At 63.9% G+C, this 19,241-nt stretch carries 12 protein-coding genes and 4 pseudogenes; 10 read left to right on the forward strand and 6 right to left on the reverse strand.

Annotated features, from left to right (window positions below):
- Nucleotides 1-102 precede the first annotated feature (102 nt).
- Nucleotides 103-513 (forward strand): annotated as a pseudogene (locus HUW53_RS22055) (hypothetical protein); the annotation flags it as partial.
- Nucleotides 514-697: 184 nt separating this feature from the next.
- Entirely contained in the window at nucleotides 698-2,473 is a 1,776-nt protein-coding gene (locus HUW53_RS08295) for an FkbM family methyltransferase (protein WP_237345288.1), read from the forward strand.
- Between the two features lie 157 nt (nucleotides 2,474-2,630).
- On the opposite strand, the pseudogene HUW53_RS08300 reads toward HUW53_RS08295, so the two are convergent.
- Nucleotides 2,631-2,795: pseudogene (locus HUW53_RS08300) on the reverse strand (IS3 family transposase); the annotation flags it as partial.
- Between the two features lie 128 nt (nucleotides 2,796-2,923).
- Nucleotides 2,924-3,283 (reverse strand): annotated as a pseudogene (locus HUW53_RS08305) (ATP-binding protein); the annotation flags it as partial.
- A 32-nt stretch (nucleotides 3,284-3,315) separates the two neighbouring features.
- Here HUW53_RS08305 and HUW53_RS08310 point away from each other — a divergent pair.
- Nucleotides 3,316-3,558, forward strand: coding sequence for a transposase (locus tag HUW53_RS08310; RefSeq protein WP_370877844.1), 243 nt, complete (start codon nucleotides 3,316-3,318; stop codon nucleotides 3,556-3,558).
- 1 nt (nucleotide 3,559) lies between these two features.
- Here HUW53_RS08310 and HUW53_RS08315 read toward each other — a convergent pair whose 3' ends face one another.
- On the reverse strand, nucleotides 3,560-4,828 hold the full coding sequence (locus tag HUW53_RS08315) for a hypothetical protein (RefSeq protein ID WP_237345289.1): 1,269 nt from the start codon (nucleotides 4,826-4,828) through the stop codon (nucleotides 3,560-3,562).
- Complete coding sequence (locus HUW53_RS08320; RefSeq protein ID WP_237345290.1) at nucleotides 4,825-9,903, reverse strand: glycosyltransferase; 5,079 nt, start codon at nucleotides 9,901-9,903, stop codon at nucleotides 4,825-4,827. Before HUW53_RS08320 ends, HUW53_RS08315 begins: the two co-directional genes overlap by 4 nt.
- A 722-nt stretch (nucleotides 9,904-10,625) precedes the next feature.
- Between HUW53_RS08320 and HUW53_RS08325 the strand changes: the two genes are divergently transcribed.
- From HUW53_RS08325 to HUW53_RS08355, 6 genes and pseudogenes are all read left to right on the forward strand, one after another.
- Entirely contained in the window at nucleotides 10,626-11,135 is a 510-nt protein-coding gene (locus tag HUW53_RS08325) for a peptide deformylase (protein WP_237345291.1), read from the forward strand.
- Nucleotides 11,136-11,515: 380 nt separating this feature from the next.
- The gene (locus HUW53_RS08330) at nucleotides 11,516-12,202 is read left to right on the forward strand and encodes an autotransporter-associated beta strand repeat-containing protein (RefSeq protein WP_237345292.1); all 687 of its coding nucleotides are present in this window, start codon (nucleotides 11,516-11,518) and stop codon (nucleotides 12,200-12,202) included.
- Nucleotides 12,203-14,059: pseudogene (locus tag HUW53_RS08340) on the forward strand (autotransporter family protein); the annotation flags it as partial.
- Between the two features lie 68 nt (nucleotides 14,060-14,127).
- On the forward strand, nucleotides 14,128-14,355 hold the full coding sequence (locus tag HUW53_RS08345; RefSeq protein ID WP_237345294.1) for an invasion associated locus B family protein: 228 nt from the start codon (nucleotides 14,128-14,130) through the stop codon (nucleotides 14,353-14,355).
- A 9-nt stretch (nucleotides 14,356-14,364) separates the two neighbouring features.
- Nucleotides 14,365-14,685, forward strand: a complete 321-nt coding sequence (locus HUW53_RS08350; protein ID WP_237345295.1) for an invasion associated locus B family protein — start codon at nucleotides 14,365-14,367, stop codon at nucleotides 14,683-14,685.
- A gap of 45 nt (nucleotides 14,686-14,730) precedes the next feature.
- Nucleotides 14,731-15,510: a SapC family protein gene (locus tag HUW53_RS08355; RefSeq protein ID WP_237345296.1), complete on the forward strand. Its 780-nt coding sequence runs from the start codon at nucleotides 14,731-14,733 to the stop codon at nucleotides 15,508-15,510.
- A gap of 147 nt (nucleotides 15,511-15,657) precedes the next feature.
- Here the strand turns inward: HUW53_RS08355 and HUW53_RS08360 are convergent, their stop codons facing one another.
- Nucleotides 15,658-16,659: a helix-turn-helix domain-containing protein gene (locus HUW53_RS08360; RefSeq protein ID WP_237345297.1), complete on the reverse strand. Its 1,002-nt coding sequence runs from the start codon at nucleotides 16,657-16,659 to the stop codon at nucleotides 15,658-15,660.
- Nucleotides 16,660-16,934: 275 nt separating this feature from the next.
- Nucleotides 16,935-17,987 (reverse strand): NAD(P)-dependent alcohol dehydrogenase, encoded by a 1,053-nt coding sequence (locus HUW53_RS08365; protein WP_237345298.1) that lies wholly within the window; start codon nucleotides 17,985-17,987, stop codon nucleotides 16,935-16,937.
- A gap of 335 nt (nucleotides 17,988-18,322) precedes the next feature.
- Between HUW53_RS08365 and HUW53_RS08370 the strand changes: the two genes are divergently transcribed.
- A complete protein-coding gene (locus HUW53_RS08370; protein WP_237345299.1) occupies nucleotides 18,323-19,207 on the forward strand; it encodes an AraC family transcriptional regulator in 885 nt (294 codons plus the stop codon).
- The last annotated feature ends 34 nt before the right edge of the window (nucleotides 19,208-19,241 follow it).

Genomic DNA, 19,241 nt, shown 5'->3' on the forward strand with positions numbered 1-19,241 from the left:
ATAATCTGTTCTTCCGTGAACCTTGATCGTTTCATTCGTCCGTCCCTTTCATCGGGCGGACTCTAGCTATTTCTGGAGGAGTTTCAGGGGGTCACGTCAAAAGGCTTAGTTTACCACAGCGACCGAGGCGTCCAATAGGTCTCGATCCGCTACACCGAACGCCTCGCCGAGGCCGGCGTGCTTCCCTCGATCGGCGGTGTCGGAGATTCCTACGACACCGCACTCGCGGAGACGATCAACGGCCTCTACAAAGCCGGCGCGGTTCAGTTCCGGCGGCTGCGCCAGGCTGGCGTGTTCGAGCTGTTCTTCGAAACCCTGGCATCCCTGAGCCGAACGGCATATCTGGCCCAGATGTTCGATTCCACCGTGGTGCGCGCCTATGTCTCCGCCGCCGGGGCAAAAGGGGGGCAGCAGGGCCAGGTCCGCAGAGCCGTCATCAGGACACTCTCCTCGGCATCACCTGCACGAACATGCCCCCACTATCGAACGACAATCTGGAGACCGCCAATCTGATCCTGCCAAAGTAGTGCTAGGGTCGGTTGGACCGATGTGCGGCGGTCACGGCACTATGGTTCGCTGGGGCATTCCGTTATATGAAGAGATTCTATAGTGATTTTAGAAATCTCCGGACGAGCAGGTCCGCCTCTCGCGGGGAGGCGGAGGCCGGCACGGTGACAAACGGTGAAAAATCCCCCCAATGACGCGAGAGAACCGCTCCCAGGCCACGATCCGCATCAGTCGCACCACATTCGACTGGGGCGAGCGGCGTCTTGTGGTCGAAGGTATTGCCGTTGCGCCGGTGGCGATCTGCGAGGTGATCGTGAGCGTGCCCCAGCCCGAGCTGGACGTCGCCTATGTGGCACAGCGCAACGAGGAAAGCGTGGTCGATCTCGGCGACGGACGAAATTCTTGGGCGTGGCGCATCGAGGCGATTCTTGCGGGGCAGGCATTACCGCAGAGCGTCCGGGTCAGTTTTCAAGGGGAAAGCGGCCAAGGTGAGCACCTAGAAAGGGTGTCGACCGCTGCCGACGTGGTGGAGGTGACGTCGCCACGTGTTTTCCTGAGTTCGGCGGTGTTCGACCGCGAGACGCGCAATGTTCGCGTTCTCGGCTGGGCGGTGGGCGTCTCAGGCAATGATAAATTGTCGCTATTCCTCAACGGGCAGCCCTTCGGACAACCGAGATGGCGCGAGCGGCGGGACGTAGAGCAACGTTTCCCTTGGCTCGCGGGTACCCGCCCGGGCTTCGAGGCGCAGGAGATGGTTTCTGGTAGCGCCGACGCCGATGGGGTGGTCGAAGCGCTCCTGGTGCGCAACAACAAATGGATCGGTTCCGCACGCTTGCCACTGAAGGCCGTTGGAGCCACGGTCGCCAACGCGGCGAAGCTCCCGCGCCACCCGTGGCTTGGTGCCGTTTTGAGCCGAGATGCGTCCGGAGCGGATATCAAAGGCCTCGCCAAGCGCATGACCCCAAGAGGCCGCCGTCGCCTGCTGGCCAGCCGGGCCTTTCAGGCACTCTGGTGCGCACCGTCCAATCCGGCGGCCATCATGAGACGGGCCATTGTGGAAACGATGATCGACAATGACGAAATCGGCGGCCTCCTTGATATCCGCTTGTCCACCGGCCACATTGTAGCTGCCAATCCGAACGAAGATCAGGTGATCGCCCGGCGCTTCCTGCTTGATGGAGGCTATGAGAATGGGGTGATCGACATTTTGCGCCGGCTGCTGCCCCGAGGCGGCACGGCCCTGGACGTCGGGTCGTGTTATGGCCACATCGCCATGGCCATGGCGCAGGCGGTCGGGCGCGATGGCCAGGTGGTGGCGGTAGAGGGCAATCCGGCGATGTCGGCACGCCTAGCGGGAACCTTTGGTCGCAACTGCATCGATAACATTGAAATCATCCCGGCGGCGGTCGGTGCGCAATCGGGTGAAGGCTTCTTTTACCCGTTAACGCAAAACAATGTCGGCGGAAGTCGCGTGATTTCAGCGGAAGGGGCTGCTAACACCGATATCATTGATGAACAATTAAAAAAGATCACTGTGGTGTCTCTGGATCACGCCGAACGTGGATCTTCGGTGCCGTTCGTGAGCGACTGCGGACATCTGTCGACACCCATCCGTGTTCCGATGACCACCCTAGACGAGATCATCGGGCGCACAGAAAAGGTGCCAGATGTTATGAAGATGGACATCGAGGGGTCGGAGCTTCTCGCGCTCCGTGGAGCAAAGAAGCTCATTTCCGGAGCCTTTGGAAAGCAGCCGGCCATCATCGTCGAGTATTCGCTGCTGCTTCCCATGCTGGGAGGAACGCGAGAAGACCTTTACATCATGCTTGAAGGCAACGGCTATCGGGCTCATCGGATGAGTCTGGGCAAGGGTCGCGGCGGCGAACTGACTGAATTGAAATCGATGGATGAGGCCCCCGAACACGACGACCTGGTTTTCCTGCCGCTGTCGCTGCGGACGGAGTGAGCAAGCCCAGAGGGAATAGCGCTTGCTCGTGGCCATATGGTCTTCATGCATCGCCGCCAATGTTTCGCGCACTCCTGCAGGAAAGTGGCACCGGTGCGCGGTGAGCTTGGAGCGGGATGACGTATTCCCGTTCACAGCACTGTGCCACTGCTCAGGCGAGGATGGCGTTGGAGGTGAACGCGCTGCCGTTGTCGCTGACGATCATCTTTGGCCAGTTGCGCTCGACCATCAGCAGATCCAACTCGCGTGCGACACGCGCGCGGGACAGCGATGTGTCCGCAGCCAGGGTGAGGCAATCCCGAGTGCGGTCATCCACCACTGTGGCTGTCAATGGGTACGGAAACCTGACCTCATATCGGCGCCGAATATTGAGCCCGGTCCGGAGCATTGACCCCACTGCCGCGGAGCGTTGGTGTGGCGCAGCGGCAGTGGGGTCAATGGTGGCGGCGGTCAGGCCCGGTTCTTGAAACGCGCGCTCTCGTTTCCGGTCTCGACGACGTCGCAGTGGTGGGTGAGGCGATCGAGGAGCGCCGTGGTCATCTTGGTGGCACTGAAGACGCTCCGCCACTCGCCGAAGGCAAGGTTGGTGGTGACGATGACCGAGGTCTGTTCGGAGAGCCGGCTGATGAGGTGGAACAGAAGCTGGCCGCCGGACGGGGCGAAGGGCAGGTAGCCGAGCTCGTCGAGGACGATGAAGCCCTTGCGGGAGAGATAATCGGCCAATTATTGCGTTCCTTGCGGGCCCTGGCGGCCGGAACGGGCCTCGGCCTCCAGCTTGTTGACGAGGTCGACCAGGTTGAAGAAGCGCCCCCCGACGGGGGGGGGGCTACAATGCCCATCAGGTGAAGGACGCGGTCGCTGCCGTGTCGGCCCTGCGCATGGGAATCGTGAAGCGGACCGACCACGTGTCCGGCTTTGTCGTTCTGTCGCGCCGCTGGGTGGTCGAGCGTACCTTCTCGTGGTTTGGCCGCAACCGCCGGCTCGCCAAGGACTGGGAGAACCTCGCCGAGACGCTGCACGCTTTCGTCGCCCTCGCCCGCGATCCAGCTCAGCATCAGGCGCCCCGCCTGAAGGCCGGCCTTTGAGTCAGGCTCTCACAGTGCAAGCAGGCGAAGGCATTTCGGTGAGCAGTGACCGGGCGAAGTCCGATAGACTATATTTGAAGAGGCCGGGGTCACTGAATTCAGGCGAGATCACATAAAATTTCAGCAAGCGGGCAATATGCTCTAGAAGGCGGCGCTGATTGGGCTTGCGGCTGCCGTCGGCGATCGATTTCTTGACCGCGGATTCCAGCTGCGCGTTGAACAGGGCTTCTCGAACAAGTCCTGATCCGCTCAATTGCATCTTGCCCATGATGACCGTGGGGCGCTCATGCATCACGGACATATAAGCGCTTTGCGACACAATGGTTGTTAAGACGTTAATCAGGGGTAGAAGGTCAAGGAGGTCAATCCTCTTGTCGATGAGCGTCAAATACTCCTCATGTTCGGCGACCGCGGTGATTGCGTGCGTTGTGGAGGGGTGGGGCTTGTAAAGGATATACCAATTGTTTCGCCGTGCCACCCGCAGGAGCGCCTGAAGGCCTTGTTCGGTGCTGATGAAGTCGGCGGCATGAAGGGGAGTGCGCGTGGTGGTGTAGGGTTGCAGGCCGGTCTTGTAATCATTGATTCCGGCATAGAGGATCTTGGGTCGTGGATCGGCGGCCAGTATTTGGCTCAAATCCGATTCGGAGACGGCGGTCATGTCGGTCTTGCGGCTCAGGCGATTGCGACGCGCGTGCTCCAGATAGGCTTGGGCATGGGCGATGTCGGTGCCGTCGATGGGAAGGGCCGCGAACCTGCTCGGCTCGCGTGCGATCCAGCTTTCGGCCATCTGGCCACCGAACTCGAAACACCATGAGCCGGGGAGAACTCCATTTTCTCCGTAGATCACGGGTACATTGTTTCGGCGGCACCAAGCCGCGATGATGTAGTGGTATGCATTAAACTGATGCCACAGGATCACGAGATCCGGCTCAAAACGACTGAGCTCCTCCTCAATGTAGCATTTGTAAAGATAGGCGGAGGCGTAGCAATCGGCCGCCCCCCGTTTGGGGACATCGTAGTTCAGCGTCTGGCCCGCGATCCGAAGAAGCTGATTCTTTGGATCGGCATTCTGTCCGAGCGTAAGGCCTTGTTTTGACGTCGATTGCCGCAGAAAATTTGGAAGTGGCAAAGTGAGTGCGACGCTCTCTATGGGGTGGCGGCTCGTGCGACACACGGCGGCGCCGTTGTCCTTGAGGTGCCTCAGAAGCGCTTCGATGCGTTGGAGCCGAGAGGGCTCCGCGCCGTAATCACTGTAGAAGATGCGTTTCATCGGGCAGCCTCCGGACGCGCGCGCATCGCCGAAAGGGCATCGTCGACCACTTGGACATAGGTTTGATAGCGCTCGGAAATATTCTTGAGCTCGGTTCCGCTCAAGGCGCTGTAGGAGAGATGTGGCTCATGGCAGCCATCCAGATAAACCTGTCGCGCGAGTTCGAATTTTTTAGCCGAAAAGCCCTTGACCGCCCGCGTTCCGGGATCGTCCTTGAAGATCTCCTCCAGCCGCTGGGCGAAGGCGTCGAGGGTGACGGTCTCGCGCACTTTCGGGTGGTCGGTGCGGACGCGGGATTCCACTGGCGTCTGCAAGACCTTTGCGATCAGAGCCCGCATGGCGTCAACGTCGCCCCAGGGTGCGAAATACGCGTGGTCGAGGTTGAACTCCTGCAACACCGGGAGGTCATAGGCAATGCAGGGCGTTCCCATGTAGCCGGCTTCGACGGGTGGATAGCCGAAGCCCTCGAACAACGACGGAAAGATCATCAGTTCGGAGCGTGCAATTTCCTCGAACTTGCGCCGATCTGAGATCATGTACAGGAGCTTAAGGCTGAGCCCCATGTCGTCGAGGCGCGCGCGGAATCTGGCCAGAGTATCCATATCCGGCAAGTCGGCCGTTCCGGCGATCAGGGCGAGGGTATATCCCGCCATCTGCGGTGTCACGAGGTCGAAGATGGCGTCGATGTTTTTGTGTGCGCTCGCGTTGCCAAAGCGGCTGATGAGGATGATCTGCTTTTCACGCGGGTGGTGCTGTTGCCGCACGAGGTCGGCAATGGGACTATTGATGGAGGGTGGCGCGGCGGCAAAGACCGGCTCGTGGAATAAGGTCTTGTAGAAGCTCCGCGCGAACGGGATCGCGGTCTCGGCGGAAGACAGGATGACATCGGAGAAGCAGGCGGAGGCGAACCAATGATCGGCGTCCGCGAGCTTTTTCGGGTCCGGGGAGAGGCCATTGAACCAGTTCGGGCTTTCGAAATTCACGAAGGCGGTTCGCGCACCGCACCGCTGGGCGATCTCGTAGGTCTGTATGTTAAGGCGAGTCAGCCGCGCGCCGTCTGGCACCACCACGACGTAATCGAAATGACCTTCGGGAGCATCGATCCAATCGTTGATGCAATAGCGGACCTTGCCGTGGTAGGGGCTGTACCCGAGATCTCCCGACCAAGGAGGCATGTTGTTGGTCCAGACCACAACGTCGTCGCAGAAGCGGGCGAGCGCTTCCGCCAACATGGTGACGTGATAGCGTCCGCCGGAGAAATGCCGGCGCGTGGTCTGGCTGACCACCAGGGCGCGGCGGCCGGTGCGCGCGGGGGACGTCGCTGCGGGCGTCTTGGCCGCCTGGAGCTTGCGGGGGGAGCCATTGCCGCCCGGTGCGAAGCAATGGGCGGGCGCCGGGCGAGCATGGACCGCCGGTGTATAGGAATCCGCGAGGGCGTAGAAGGACTTGCCCACGACCTCTCCAGCCAGGAAGGCGTCCTCGACGGAGGCGATGAAGCGATCCTCGGTGGACTGTGCGCGATTGACTACGAAGGTTGGATGGGCGAGGTGCCCGGAATCGACAAGGTCGTGGTATTGCGCGTCCTTGGAATGGCCCCAGAAGTCCTCGTTGGCGTCAGGGTCCGGCGCCCGGCCGTCGAGGCCGAGCATGTAGACCGTGTCGCTGAAGGTCGCCGCGATCGGAAGCATGTGGATGTTCAGCGTGCTGTCGAAGCGGGGCAGCGCCCAGATGTTTTCGAGGTTTGTGTTGAGCCCCGTGAGGCGCTGTTCGCACATGATGACCCGGTCGCGGATTTCCGGGTGCTTTTGGATGAGGAAAAAGCCGACCTTGGCCGATGTGAAAAAATGAATGTCACGCGTCGTAATGGCGCGAATAAGATCAGCACGGAAGGTTTCGGCATAGGTGGAAACGCCGAAGTGACTGACTGCATCGCCGGCGCAGATGATGGCGGGTTGGATGTGATCCAGCAACGCATCGTTGGCGACAATGGAGTTGCAGGCTACGGCCAGGCAGTCACTAAAATCGAAGGCGAAGGCATCGTCGATTGAAGGACCTGTTCCAAAAACGGCGCTGCAGGTCTTTCCGGCGGCCCTGTTCCGTTGCAGAAGGCGACGGAAACGTTCCTGGCTTTCGTTCAGGATTTCGGTCCGTTGTTGTTCCGGAGCCAGCAGCCAGGGGATGTTGCAGTAATGACCATATTCAACCGCGCTTGGATCATCCGTGGCGACGGGGACAATATGGGCGCGGGGAAGGATGCGCCTGATGTAATTCAGTAGTCCATGTGGAAGGGGGCGCCAAACCAGAATGACTTCGGCGCGCACCAGCGCGCCGAAGTAAGACGCTCCAGACGACATGAGCTCTAGTGTTGTATCATTGGTGCTTTTGCGCCCGAAATACTCAGGCGGGGGAGGGATGGTGAGGTCCCGTGAATTGATCTCGTCGCCGAGGGCAAATGTGACGCAGGTGATCGGAGAGCCGGTGCCAGTAAGATACCAGCTCGCACGGTGATAGTGGTTCGAAAGGGCTTCCAGTGTGTCGAACGCGGGAAAATAGCAGACTTCCCCCTCCGTCGCCGCGGCCCCAGACGAGGCGTCCACATGCTGTTTCAGGGCGACGATGTCGGCGAGTTGCAGGCTGCCGGGTAGCGGCGCCTCGTTGCGCTGCACCGACTGGCGCATCGCGGCGAGCCGGCGCGGCGAATCCTGGCCGGGTGTGACGTCTTTGGAGGCTTGAAGGCGGCCGAAATGGACGGTGAGGATTTCCCTGTCGTGCAGGCCCGCGAGCGGAATGTTGATTGACCATTGGCGCTTGCCGTCGGTGTCGGTGTCTTCGAGTAAGCTGTAGACGGGTTTGATTTCCGCGCCGGAAGAGGTTGTGACGCGAAATTCGGGTGCCTCCGGCTCTTCACTGCTGATCGTGCCCTCGATCGAGCAGAGGTTGCGCAGCATGCTGTAGGTGCATTTCGCAATTTTGAGTCTGTCGCTTGACATCGGGACGTCAGCGGCCTCGGCGATTGTGATCGGCCAGTCGTGAATGCGGAGCTGCCGGCCCGAGACATAGGTCACGCGGGCGCTGGCGCGCTCGGGCAATTGGTCGAGCTTGAATTGAACCCGCCAGCCGGACTTGACCTGATTGTATTGCGGGTATTTGTCGAAGATGTCGCGGCGGTCTTCGGTCCGAGGGTCGATGGGGGCAACGATGGTGGTGCCCTCGACTTCCAGGAACAAATCGTGGGAGGGCTCGGAGGTCAGGCACCAGCCGTTGACCTCGAGAATGCCCTTGGCGGGGCTGTAGGCGGCGCGGGAAATGCGCAGCTCGGTGTTCAGTTGCGGACGATAGCTCTGAGGCGCATTGGCGGCGGCTTCGGCGCCCAGGGCCAACACGAGACCGAAGCCTGCGCCACCGCCCGGCCCCTCTTGTTCCTGGGCTACGGGCAGGGGCAGCAGCCCGCCCAGGGCGGCAACGGGCGCGCCGGCTCGAAATAGGTAGGCGGTGATGCCGTTGGCCTGCGCTTTTGCCGCGTCGATCTCGACGATGGCACATCCCCGTTTGTCCGGCGTCGCCTCGATCCAGGTCGAACCGTCGGCGCTCACCGCGATCTGATCCGCCGCTTTCGTCGGGTCCAACTCCAGCTCAATGGAAGCGTGGTTCTGCTTTGTACCCAATAGTTTGGCGGTGACCCAGGCGGGCATTGCCGTGTCGGCACCGGTGATCCGCAGGCGGAGCGTGTCGATCGGCGCGCTACTGGAGTCCGCCAGGGTGAGAGACACATTCCCTTCGCTCGTGTCCGGCAGCAGCACCGTCACCCGGGACACGATCCAAGGGCCGAGGGCGTCCAGCGTCCGAACGTGCGGCGCAAGGAGGGGAGCGTCGGCGCCCTCCAGGGCGATGGCCTTGATTGGCCGTGGCGTGGAGCAGATGAAGGAGACGAGGAGGTCGCCACCTGCTGTTTTCGCCACCGAGCGGAGCAGGGCGGGGATGGGCGCCCCTTGGAGCACGCGGCCGTCCGGGATTTCGCCCTCGAACGGGCCCCATTGGGTCTGGGGGAAGGCGCGTGGGAACGTCGCCAGCCCGTCGGAGGCCTGGCGCAGGAGGTCGATCAGACGCGCGCCGACTGTGTCCACCTGAACCAGCGCACGCGCTACCTCGTGCAGCTCCTGACTGCGGGCCGGCTGAGCAAGAGCAGAGGCTAGGGCGGTATTTAAGTCCGTGACATTGCCGCGCTTGGCGAAATGTGCGATGCCGCCCACGGTCTCCTTCAGGACCGGAAGATCATAGCAGGCGCATTCCGTGCCCACATAAGCGGCTTCCGCCGGGAGGTCGCCAAAGCCTTGGAAATAGCTCGGGAACAGCAGTGCCTGGGCCGCCGACAGCAGGGACAGCCGCTCGGCGTCGGTGAGTGCGGTGTGCAGCGTCACGGTGGCACCGAAGCGCAGCCGGAGCAGGGCCGCGAAGGTTTCGTCTGCCGGTTCTGCCGAGACCACGTGGAGGGCGCGCCCTGCGAACAGATGCGGATCCATGTGCAAGAGATCCTGCCCGTCCTGTCCGGTGCCGGAGCCGTTGCAGAACGCGATGACAGATCCATCCTTGGCGACTTCGCGCGCCGCGTCGGCCGCGAGTGAATTGATGGCAGGCGGGCACACTGCAAAGCGCGGCTCGGCGCCCCCCACACCGTGATAGAAGGTTTTGGCATAGCGGTTGGATTCGTCCGTGCTCGACAGAACGAGCCCGCCCGTGGCCACCGCGCGCCGCCAATAGTCCCATACGCGCAGGTCCAGGGGCTCCGGCGAGAATACGTTGAACCAGTTGCCGGAGGCGAAGTTGATGAGCACCATCCGCGCGTTCGCCCTGGCTGCGAATTCGAACGCGGCTTCGTAAAAATCGGGCAGGAAGATGCGGACCGGCGCCAGCACGACGAAGTCAAAGGAGGTCGACGGCACGCCGCTGCGGAAATCAGCGGACACAAGGTAGTCCACCCGTCCCGGAGCAAGGGGATCTAGCCCTCGGCTGAACAGCGGCCGTTCATCGGTGATGACGGTCACATCCGCACCGGCGCGGGCGAGCGCATAGGCCATTATCAGACCATGATACCTGCTTCCGGCGTAAAACTCATGATCCTTGGCTGCAAAGATTGCAACGCGCAGACGCGACGTTTGGGAGTTCATGGCATCCACTTATCTAATTCTGCAAAGAGCTTGCGGGGCGGAGCGTCTTTGGGTGTTGCGGCCTAAGGATGGGGTGAGCCGAATGGCTTCGTGTGATCGCTGCTGGACGGCGTTTTGCGCCAAGTTGACCTGAGGCTAAGAATCAACGAGGAGCGTCGGCTGGCTGGCTCTATCGCCGGCCGTTCTCTGGCTAGGCGCAGGGCGACCAGGACGCGGCTCCCTCGGGGCGCATATTTAAGGACCACGGCGGCCCTCCAGGCAGGACATCAAAAGCCATCCCCTCCATGGAGGCGTCAGCGCCGGATGGCGGAAACTAGCCGACCTGCAGGGCGCTAGACAAGAACCCGCTGGCCGGAGTTCCCGGCATTTGTGGGTGTGTTTGTCGTTTGGGATGTCGGGAAGGGCACCGGTGGGTGCGCGCTACCGCACCGGTGGCGCGGGGGATTTGGAAAACCTAGCCCGGGACGCAACGAAAAGGGGCGCGATCGGGCCCCTTTCGCTGGGGCAGGAGGGGCGGGCGCGGTTGCGCGCGCATCCGCGGTGCTCCGATGTATCCGCATGGCGGCCGGCCGTGGCATATGGGGACTGGGGCAGGTGTTGCCCAATTGTTCCAGTCGGAGGGGACCAAGAAAATGACGGTGCGTCCCATCGTGCAATTTCCCGATCCGCGCCTGCGGGCCGTGGCCGAGCCTGTCATCCGGTTCGATGACAACCTCCGGCTCCTCGCCGCTGACCTGCTCGAGACCTTGCGGGCGGCGCCCGGCATCGGCATCACCGCCCCGCACATTGGTGTCGCAAAGCGGCTGGTGGTGCTGGAGCTGTCCGCGGATGACGGGGTGCGGACCTACGTCAATCCTCGGGTCATCTGGGTTTCCCCTGAGGTTTTAAAATACCGCGAAGGCAGTGTCTCCATGCCCGGCGTGGCGGAGGAGGTCGAGCGCGCGGCGCGGGTTCGCGTCTCGTTCCAGGATCTGGACGGAGCCGAGCGGGCCGAGGAGGCCGATGGGTTGCTCGCCATTTGCCTCCAACATGAGATCGATCAGCTTGATGGGATCTTCTGGCTTCAGCGCTTGTCGCGCTTGAAGCGGGAGCGGGCGATTCGCAGAAGCGCGAAGCAGCGGTCGGTCGTGTCGGGCACCTGACCGGGTTGTCATCGCGGCCGAGCCGGATCAGCGCGCGGGGCCTTGCTCCGGGCTTGTCGGAGGGCCGCGGGCCGGACCGGCGCGATCGCGGCCCGCGACGGCGCCCGGCGGACGTGTGCGGTGTGGCGCAAATGCACGACGTGAGTTTATTTCCTCCCGTTGCGCAATCTCGATGGGCCTCTGCGCAATCCTGGTAGCGGCCCACCCACGTCCTCAGCGAAACCCGAAGCCAGAACGCGAACTCCGCAGGCGATTCCGCGGGGTGATGGCGCGTCGGGCGGCATTCGGGGGGCGGCACCGGAACATGGACCGCCGGACTGCAGACCAATTGGATCAACGCCTCGGGAACCATCTCCAAGGCTTGGAACAGCGGGTTCGCGGTGTTCCAGGGCACGGCCGGCACGGTCACGGTGGACAACAGCGCGGGGCAGGTCTCCACCATCGGCATGCAGTTCGTCGACAGCGGCTATGTGGTGACGGGCGGCGACATTCTGCTGAGCGGCCTGTCGCCGGCTCCCATCCGGGTGGGCGACGGCACAGTCGCCGGCGCGGCGACGGTCGCCACCATCGCCAGTGCCTTCACGGGGACCACCGGTATCGAGAAGAGCGACTACGGCACGCTGATCCTGACGGGTACGAACACCTACACCGGGGACACCACCATTTCCGGCGGCACGTTGCAGCTCGGCAATGGCACCACCACGGGTTCGATCGTGGGCGACGTGGTGGACAACGGCACCCTCTCGTTCAACCGGGCGAACAGCTACACCTTCTCCGGCGACATCTCGGGCAGCGGGGCGCTGGTCCAGGCGGGCAGCGGCACGCTGACCTTGACCGGGGCGAATACCTTCTCCGGCGGGCTGAGCGTCACCTCGGGCACGGTGCGGGTGACGTCGGCCGGGGCACTCGGCACCGGGGGCCTGTCGCTGCGCGGGCCGAGCGCCTTGCAGGCGAGCGGCACCTTCAGCTACGGCGGCGCGGTGGCGCTGGCGCAGGTGAACGGGGCCGGCGGGGGCACCTTCACGGTGGATTCCGGGGCGGCGCTGAGCCTGTCGGGCGTGGTGTAGGGCAACGGCACCCTGACTAAGTCCGGCACCGGCACGCTGATCCTGACGGGTACGAACACCTACACCGGGGGCACCACCATTTCCTCCGGCACGTTGCAGCTCGGCAATGGCGGCACCACGGGCTCGATCGTGGGCGACGTGGTGAACAATGCGACGTTGGTGTTCAACCGGTCGGACACCTACGACTTCACCGGTTCCATCAGCGGCACCGGTCTCGTGACCTTCACCGGTGACGGCAAGGTCAACTTCTCGTCGCCCTATGAAGGGCCGGTGGCGGTCGATCAGGCTCAGGTCGCCTTGGAGAAGGGCACGGTGTCGTCATCACCATTCACCGTCAATGACGGGGGGCGCCTCGGCGGCACCGCCACCATCGGCGGGCTGACGGTGAATGAGGGCGGCATCGCCGCGCCTGGGTATTCTCCGGGAACCTTCACGGTGAAGGGCGCCGTCGCCTTCAATGCCGGGGCGGTCTATCAGGTGGACGTGACGCCGGAGGGTGCTCACGATCTCATCACCGCCACCGGCCCCGTCACCATCTCCAGGACGGCGACGGTCGAGGTGCAGGCGCAGCCGGGGCGCTATCCCGGATCGAGCGCGATGACCATCCTCTCGACGACGGGGACCTTGACCGGCGCCTTCGGGGGCGTGACCTCCGACTATGCCTTCCTTGACCCGACGCTCACCTATGACGCGCAGAATGTTTATCTGTCGCTTCTCTACAGTGGCGTGGACTTCGTGACCTATGCCCGGACCTCGAACGAGGCCGGCGTCGCCGTGGCGGCGCAGGCCCTGGGCGCGGGGAGCTCGATCTACGACACCATTCTCGGCTTGCCGGAAGGAGCGGTGGCCTCGGCGTTCAACGCCCTTTCGGGCGAGGTCTACGCCTCCGTGGACACGGTGCTCCAGCAGGAGTCCATTTATGTCCGCGAGGCGGTCGGGGCGCGCTTGCGGCAGGCCGCTGCGGGGCCCGACGCCCTGGCGCGGGCGGCGCAGGGGAGCGGCCCCGCCACCGCCCGCCTGAGCCAGGACCTCGACGTGACGTTGTGGGCCCATGGCTACGGCGGCTGGGGCAAGAGCTTCGGCGACGGGAACGCGGCGAGCATTGCCAACAGCCTCGGCGGTTTCCTCATCGGCGCGGATGCGGCGATCGGGGCCAATGCGTGGGCCGGCGTGTTCGGCGGGTTCAGTCAGTCCAGCATCGATGTCAACGCGCGGTCGTCGAGTGCCACCAGCGACAATTACGACGTGGGCTTCTATGTCGGCGGGCAGTTCGACGCTGTGGCGCTGCGGGGCGGCTTCGCCTACGGCTGGCATGATGTGTCGGTCAGCCGTTCCGTCGCCTTCTCCGGCTTCAACGAGACGGCGAATGGTGGCTACACCCTGGGCACTACGCAGCTGTTCGGCGAGGTGGGCTACGACCTGTCGCTGGGCGGCTACGCCTTCGAGCCGTTCGCGGGCCTGGCTTATGTGAATGTTGGCGGAGCGTCCTTCTCCGAAGGGTTCAAGGCCGCGGCGCTGTCGGTGGACATGGCGTCCATGGACACGCTCTACAGCACGCTGGGTGTCCGCGCCGCCGCCGCGGTCGAGCTGTTCGGACGCACGCTGACGCCGCGCATGACGCTGGGTTGGCAGCATGCCTTCGGGGACATCACGTCTTCAGCGGCCATGCGCTTCCTGGGGGGCGACACGCCGTTCCAGGTGACGGGCGCGCCGGTCGCGGTCGATGCGCTGCTTCTTGATGCCGGCGTCAGCTACGGCTTGTCCGATACCGCGACGCTGGGGGTGGTCTACACCGGCCAGTTCGCGCCCTCGGCCTCGCAGAACGCCTTCACCGCCCAGTTCTCGCTGAGGTTCTGATTTGCTGAAGGCTCGGTCGGGTGTGATCGAGCCTTCCGGACGCCCTCTGACAAGGACCATGTGAAAAGATGAAACACTTTGTTTGGGTTCTGGCTGGTGCGGTCGGCCTCCTATCCATCGCCGCGGTGCCGACGTCGGCGCAGCAGAAGCCTGCGGCGCCGCCCGCCGCCGGCGCCGCGGCGGTGGGCGCCCAGCCGGGGGCCACCACGGCCACCTACCAGGATTGGATTTTGCGCTGCGTGGTTCAGGAGGAGGCCGGCCGGGTCTGCGAGATCGCGCAGAACCTTCAGGTGTAAGGGCAGGGCATGGTGGCCAGCATCGCCGTGGGTCGCGCCGATGCCAAGGGGCCGGTCAGCCTCGTCGTTCAGCTCCCGCCGGGGGTCTGGCTTCCGGCCGGGGTGAAGGTTCATGTCGATGACAAGGCCAAGCCGCTCCAGCTCGAATTCAAGACGTGTCTTCAGAGCTGCTTCGCCGAAGTGACCTTGGATCAGGCGGCGCTCCAGCAAATGCGCTCGGCCGGCGAGGCGGGAAGCTTTACGTTCGAGAACGGTGCGCGGCGCACCGTGACGCTGCCGATTTCGTTCAAGGGGTTCGCGCCGGCGCTTGACGCCAGCCTGAAGTCCTGAGATCCCAACCGCCACCATTTCGCGTTCAAGCAAAAGGCATCTCCGATGGCCGACACCTCTTCCAGCGTCGCCGCTCCCCATCCCTTGTTCTATCGCGCGCCCACGCTGCTGCGTTTCAATGAGCACAAGCAGTTCGGCTTGCGCCCGCAGGTCAGCTACCGGTTTGCGGCCGAGGCTGCGGCGATCCCGCTGGTGGGGGCCGAGTTCGCGCAGGCCCAGCGCCACTATCCCATCGTCTTCGCAAGCAATGACGAGGCGATGCCGCTTGCCGTGACGGGCTTGACCACCGGTCGCAACCTGTTCGTGGATGCGGATGGCGCCTGGGCGAGCGGCAGCTATGTGCCGGGCTATGTGCGTCGCTATCCCTTCATCAGCATCGCGCCCGAAGCCGGCGGCACCACCATGCTGGGCCTCGACACCACAAGCGCGCGGGTGAGCCCCGATGCCGCGCGCGACGGCGCCGACCCGTTGTTTACCTCGGACGGCAAGCCGACCCAGGTGGGCAGCACCGCCATGGCCTTCTGCGATGCCTATGCCCTGGAATATGAGCGCACCCGCGCCTTCACCGCCGCCCTGAGGGCGCAGGATCTGCTGGTGGAGCGCGCCGCGCGGATCAATCGACCCGATGGCGGGGAACAGGTGGTCCAGGGCTTCCGTCTCATCGACGAGGCGGTGTTCCGTGCTCTGCCGAAAGACGTGGTGGCCGACTTCCATGCCAAGGGCTGGCTGGATCTGATCGTGCTCCACCTCGCGTCGCAGACGAGCTGGCTGGCGCTCCTGGAGCGGGCGGAAGCGCAGGCCAAGACGGCATCGGCCTTGAACTGAGCAGAGAGCGGAGCGCCCTCGCATGATGCACATCTGCGAGACGCACATCAGCGATGTGTGAGGGCGCTCCGGCTCACGGCCTCATCCGGAGCATGTGCGCCATCCGCTTTTGTCGCGGGCGTGCGCTCGGTTTGGATTGAAAACACTCTAGTTTTTCATTCTCGCCGTGCTCAGCGTCTGCGACGGGTATTCGCCAAACTTGTCCAGATAGTATTTTGAGAAATTACCCAGGTTGGTGAAGCTGAAGGCCAGCGCGACATTGGTGACGGTCGTGTCTTCGTTGGCGGCCATCAGCCGATCGCGGGCGGCATTCAGCCTCTCATTCCGGATCCAGGTGATGGGCGTGCAGCCGAAGCGTTTTTGAAAGGCATATTGCAGCGATCGTGTCGACAAGCCGCTGATCTGCTCCAACTCTGTCATGCTGATGCGGTTGTCGAGGTGGGCGGCGATGTATTGGCAGGTCTGTTCCAGGCTCCCCATGATGCCGCTTGTCGCCGGCGTCTTCGCGGTCTCGGGAAAGAGACGCCCGCGGAGCATCATGGCGCAGATGGTGCGGTAGAAGAGGTCGTCGAGGCCCACGGCCGCCGCAGCCTGGCCATTCATCTGGCATGCATCCAAGGCCTTGCAGGCGCTGCGCAGCAGGAGGTCGAAATTCATCTCTCCCATGTCGAGGGACAGCACCGTCGGTCGCTCGAGATCCAGGCGCGCGTCGTCGGAGAGCATGGCGCGCGCGGTCTCCAGCACGCGCGCCTTGCCCCGCTTGGCGACGACGAGGGACCGGGATGAGCCGGTGCCAATCCGCTCTCCTTCCGGCGCCAGAAGCGCGTCGCGGGTGGGGTCGCGGCGGACATGCTCGCCATTCACGCGCGATTGGATGGCGCCACCGTCCACCGGCATGAAAAAGGTGAGCTCGTTCGCATCCACGCGGGTTCGGATCGGCGTGTGTGTCAGGGCCGTGATTTTGAGACCGTTGACCACCACCGAGGATTGCTGGGTCGTGAAAGCCGCACTGTCACCAATGGCGTTGTATTCGGCGTGCCACCCTAACGCGCGCTGCATCTGCTCCTGCATCTGGAGAACGGACCAGACTTGAACCTTGGTCCGGTTTCCGAAGAGCAGAGGATAAAGGGTGGTCTTGGCTTCAGACACCGCGTATCTCCGCCCGCTGGCACGGGTGTTCGGTTCACCTTTGCGGCCGGTGAACATCGGCTTCGCTGCGCGGCGGAGGTGTTGGCGGAATATCTCTTTTCGGCATCCCAAGCCTCGTCTTTGCCTTGATCGCCAGCCGTACTTGCGAGCCTGCCGCAGCTTCGAGAACGGTACCCCATGAAGGGATCTGCAAACAAGGGGTGCGTCGGTCCCTGGAACGCGACCCGCGACAGGCGGCGCGGGGAAAGGTCGCCTGTCGCGGGAGGAGGCCGGGGCTACAGGGTCGCCATGTCGATGACGAAGCGATACTTCACGTCGCTCTTCAGCATGCGCGCGAAGGCGGTCTCGATATCGCCCATGGCGATCATCTCGACATCGGCGGTGATGCCGCGGGCGGCGCAGAAGTCCAGCATCTCCTGGGTCTCGGCGATGCCGCCGATGAGCGAACCGCCGATGGAGCGGCGGCCGAAGATGAGGTTCGCGACCGCGGGCGAGGGGTGGGGCGAGGAGGGCACGCCCACCAGCGTCATGGCTCCGTCGCGCTTCAGCAGCGCCGTGAAGGCGTCCAGGTCGTGCGGCGCCGCCACCGTGTTCAGGATGAAGTCGAAGCTGCGGGCATGGGCCTTCATGTCTTCGGGATTGCGGGAGACCACCACCTCGTCGGCTCCCAGGTCGTGCGCGGCCTGGATTTTCGAGGCCGAGGTGGTGAATGCCACCACATGTGCGCCGAGCGCATGGGCGAGCTTCACGCCCATGTGGCCGAGACCGCCGATGCCGACGATGCCCACCTTCTTGCCGGGCCCGGCCTGCCAGTGGCGCAGCGGCGACCAGGTGGTGATGCCGGCGCACAGCAGGGGGGCGGTGGCGGCGAGGTCGGCCGCGTCATGGCTGATCTTGAGCGCGAAATGCTCGTCCACCGTCACGGCGCCGGAATAGCCGCCATAGGTGGTCTCTCCCGAACCGTCCAGCCAGCCGTTGTAGGTCTGGAGGAAGCCATGGGGTCCCTCGCAATATTGCTCGAGACCGTCATCGCAGGAGAAGCAGTGGCGGCAACTGCCCACCATGCAGCCGACCCCCACCGTGTCCCCCACCTTGAACTTGCTCACGGCGTCGCCGATAGCCGTGACCCGGCCGACGATCTCGTGGCCGGGCACCATCGGATAACGCATGCCAGGCCATTCCCCCCGGGCCGCGTGAAGGTCGGAGTGGCACACCCCGCAATAGAGGATCTCGATGGCGACATCCTTGGCGCCGGGCTGGGCACGCTCGATCATGATCGGCGCCAGGGGAGAGGTGGCCGACTGCGCGGCGAAAGCTTTCGTTTTCACGATTTTGGTCCTTTGCTGCATGTGTAACCCGTCGTGCCGGCTGGCGCATTGGGCCCGCGGCGAGACGCGGATCGGGTGAGGGCGTGGCTCCTGAAGCCTCAATATGACGTGGCGTCGAAGGGGTCCACGGTGTTCGTACCGTTCGCCTGCGGTGTTGCTGGAGACAGGGGAATGGGGGCCGTGTGAGCCGAATGGGAATGGCCCTCAATCTGGCGCGGCGCGCGCCGCCGCACTATCGCGATGGTGCCAATCTTTTGTACGATCCTGCCAATGTGCAGTGCACCGGCTGTTGCAGCGGGAGGCATCGTGCGATCACGGCGCAACGGAGGGCTGCGATGCGCGAGCGTCTTGCAACCATGTGCGACATTGTGGAACGGCACGCCGTTGAGGAGCGGCAGCCGACGCCTGTGGAGGGCCTGACGCTGTTCCGGATGCGGACCAGCCTCCACCCGCTGCATGTTCTCTATTATCCGCGCCTTTGCATCATTCTGCACGGCAGCAAGAGCGTGAGCCTCGGTGACGCGGCGTTCGACATCGATCCGCGCACCTTCTTCCTGGTCGCGGCCGATCTTCCCGTTGCCTCGCGGGTGTTCGTCGCGTCGGATGGGCGGCCACACCTGGCGCTGACCCTTGATCTCGACCGGGTCGTGTTGGCGCAGGTGCTCAGACATCTGCCGGCGCGGGCAGTGCCGGGCCTGCCGCCCGCCGGGCTCGTCACCGCGCCCATGCGGCTTGAGCTGCTGGAGCCGCTCGGCCGCCTGCTGGCGCTGCTCGATCGCCCGGACGCGTTGGATTTCCTGCGCCCTTTGATCCTGCAGGAGCTTTACTTCCACCTGCTGCGCAGCCCGCTGGGCGATACCCTCGTGCAGTTCGCCATGGGCGGCTCGCGCCTGTCTCAGATCGGCCGGGCGACGGATTGGATCAAAGCCCGCTATGCCGAGCCCGTGAGCATCGAGGCGCTGGCGGAGCTGGCGGGAATGAGCGTGACCTCGTTCCACCGCCACTTCAAGGCTGTCACGCTGATGACGCCGCTTCAATACCGCACGCAGATCCGCCTGCAGGAGGCCCGGCGGCTGCTGCTCGCCGAGCGCCTGAGCGCGGGCGCGGCGGGACTGGCCGTCGGCTATGACAGCCAGTCCCAGTTCAGCCGCGACTACAAGCGCATGTTCGGCACCCCGCCCGCCAGCGACACGGCGCGCCTCGTCGCCGCACAGGCTTGAGCAAAGACCCGTGAGTCAAGTTCACGGGCCTTTG

The organism is Xanthobacter agilis (genome assembly GCF_021730435.1).
GTDB lineage: Bacteria > Pseudomonadota > Alphaproteobacteria > Rhizobiales > Xanthobacteraceae > Xanthobacter > Xanthobacter agilis.

What these genes read in the sequence shown, in the direction of transcription:
- HUW53_RS08295 (WP_237345288.1), top strand. Translation starts at nt 698, where the DNA reads ATGACGCGAGAGAACCGCTCCCAGGCCACGATCCGCATCAGTCGCACC.
- HUW53_RS08315 (WP_237345289.1), bottom strand. Translation starts at nt 4,828, where the DNA reads ATGAAACGCATCTTCTACAGTGATTACGGCGCGGAGCCCTCTCGGCTC.
- HUW53_RS08320 (WP_237345290.1), bottom strand. Translation starts at nt 9,903, where the DNA reads ATGGCCTATGCGCTCGCCCGCGCCGGTGCGGATGTGACCGTCATCACC.
- HUW53_RS08325 (WP_237345291.1), top strand. Translation starts at nt 10,626, where the DNA reads ATGACGGTGCGTCCCATCGTGCAATTTCCCGATCCGCGCCTGCGGGCC.
- HUW53_RS08345 (WP_237345294.1), top strand. Translation starts at nt 14,128, where the DNA reads ATGAAACACTTTGTTTGGGTTCTGGCTGGTGCGGTCGGCCTCCTATCC.
- HUW53_RS08350 (WP_237345295.1), top strand. Translation starts at nt 14,365, where the DNA reads ATGGTGGCCAGCATCGCCGTGGGTCGCGCCGATGCCAAGGGGCCGGTC.
- HUW53_RS08355 (WP_237345296.1), top strand. Translation starts at nt 14,731, where the DNA reads ATGGCCGACACCTCTTCCAGCGTCGCCGCTCCCCATCCCTTGTTCTAT.
- HUW53_RS08370 (WP_237345299.1), top strand. Translation starts at nt 18,323, where the DNA reads ATGCGCGAGCGTCTTGCAACCATGTGCGACATTGTGGAACGGCACGCC.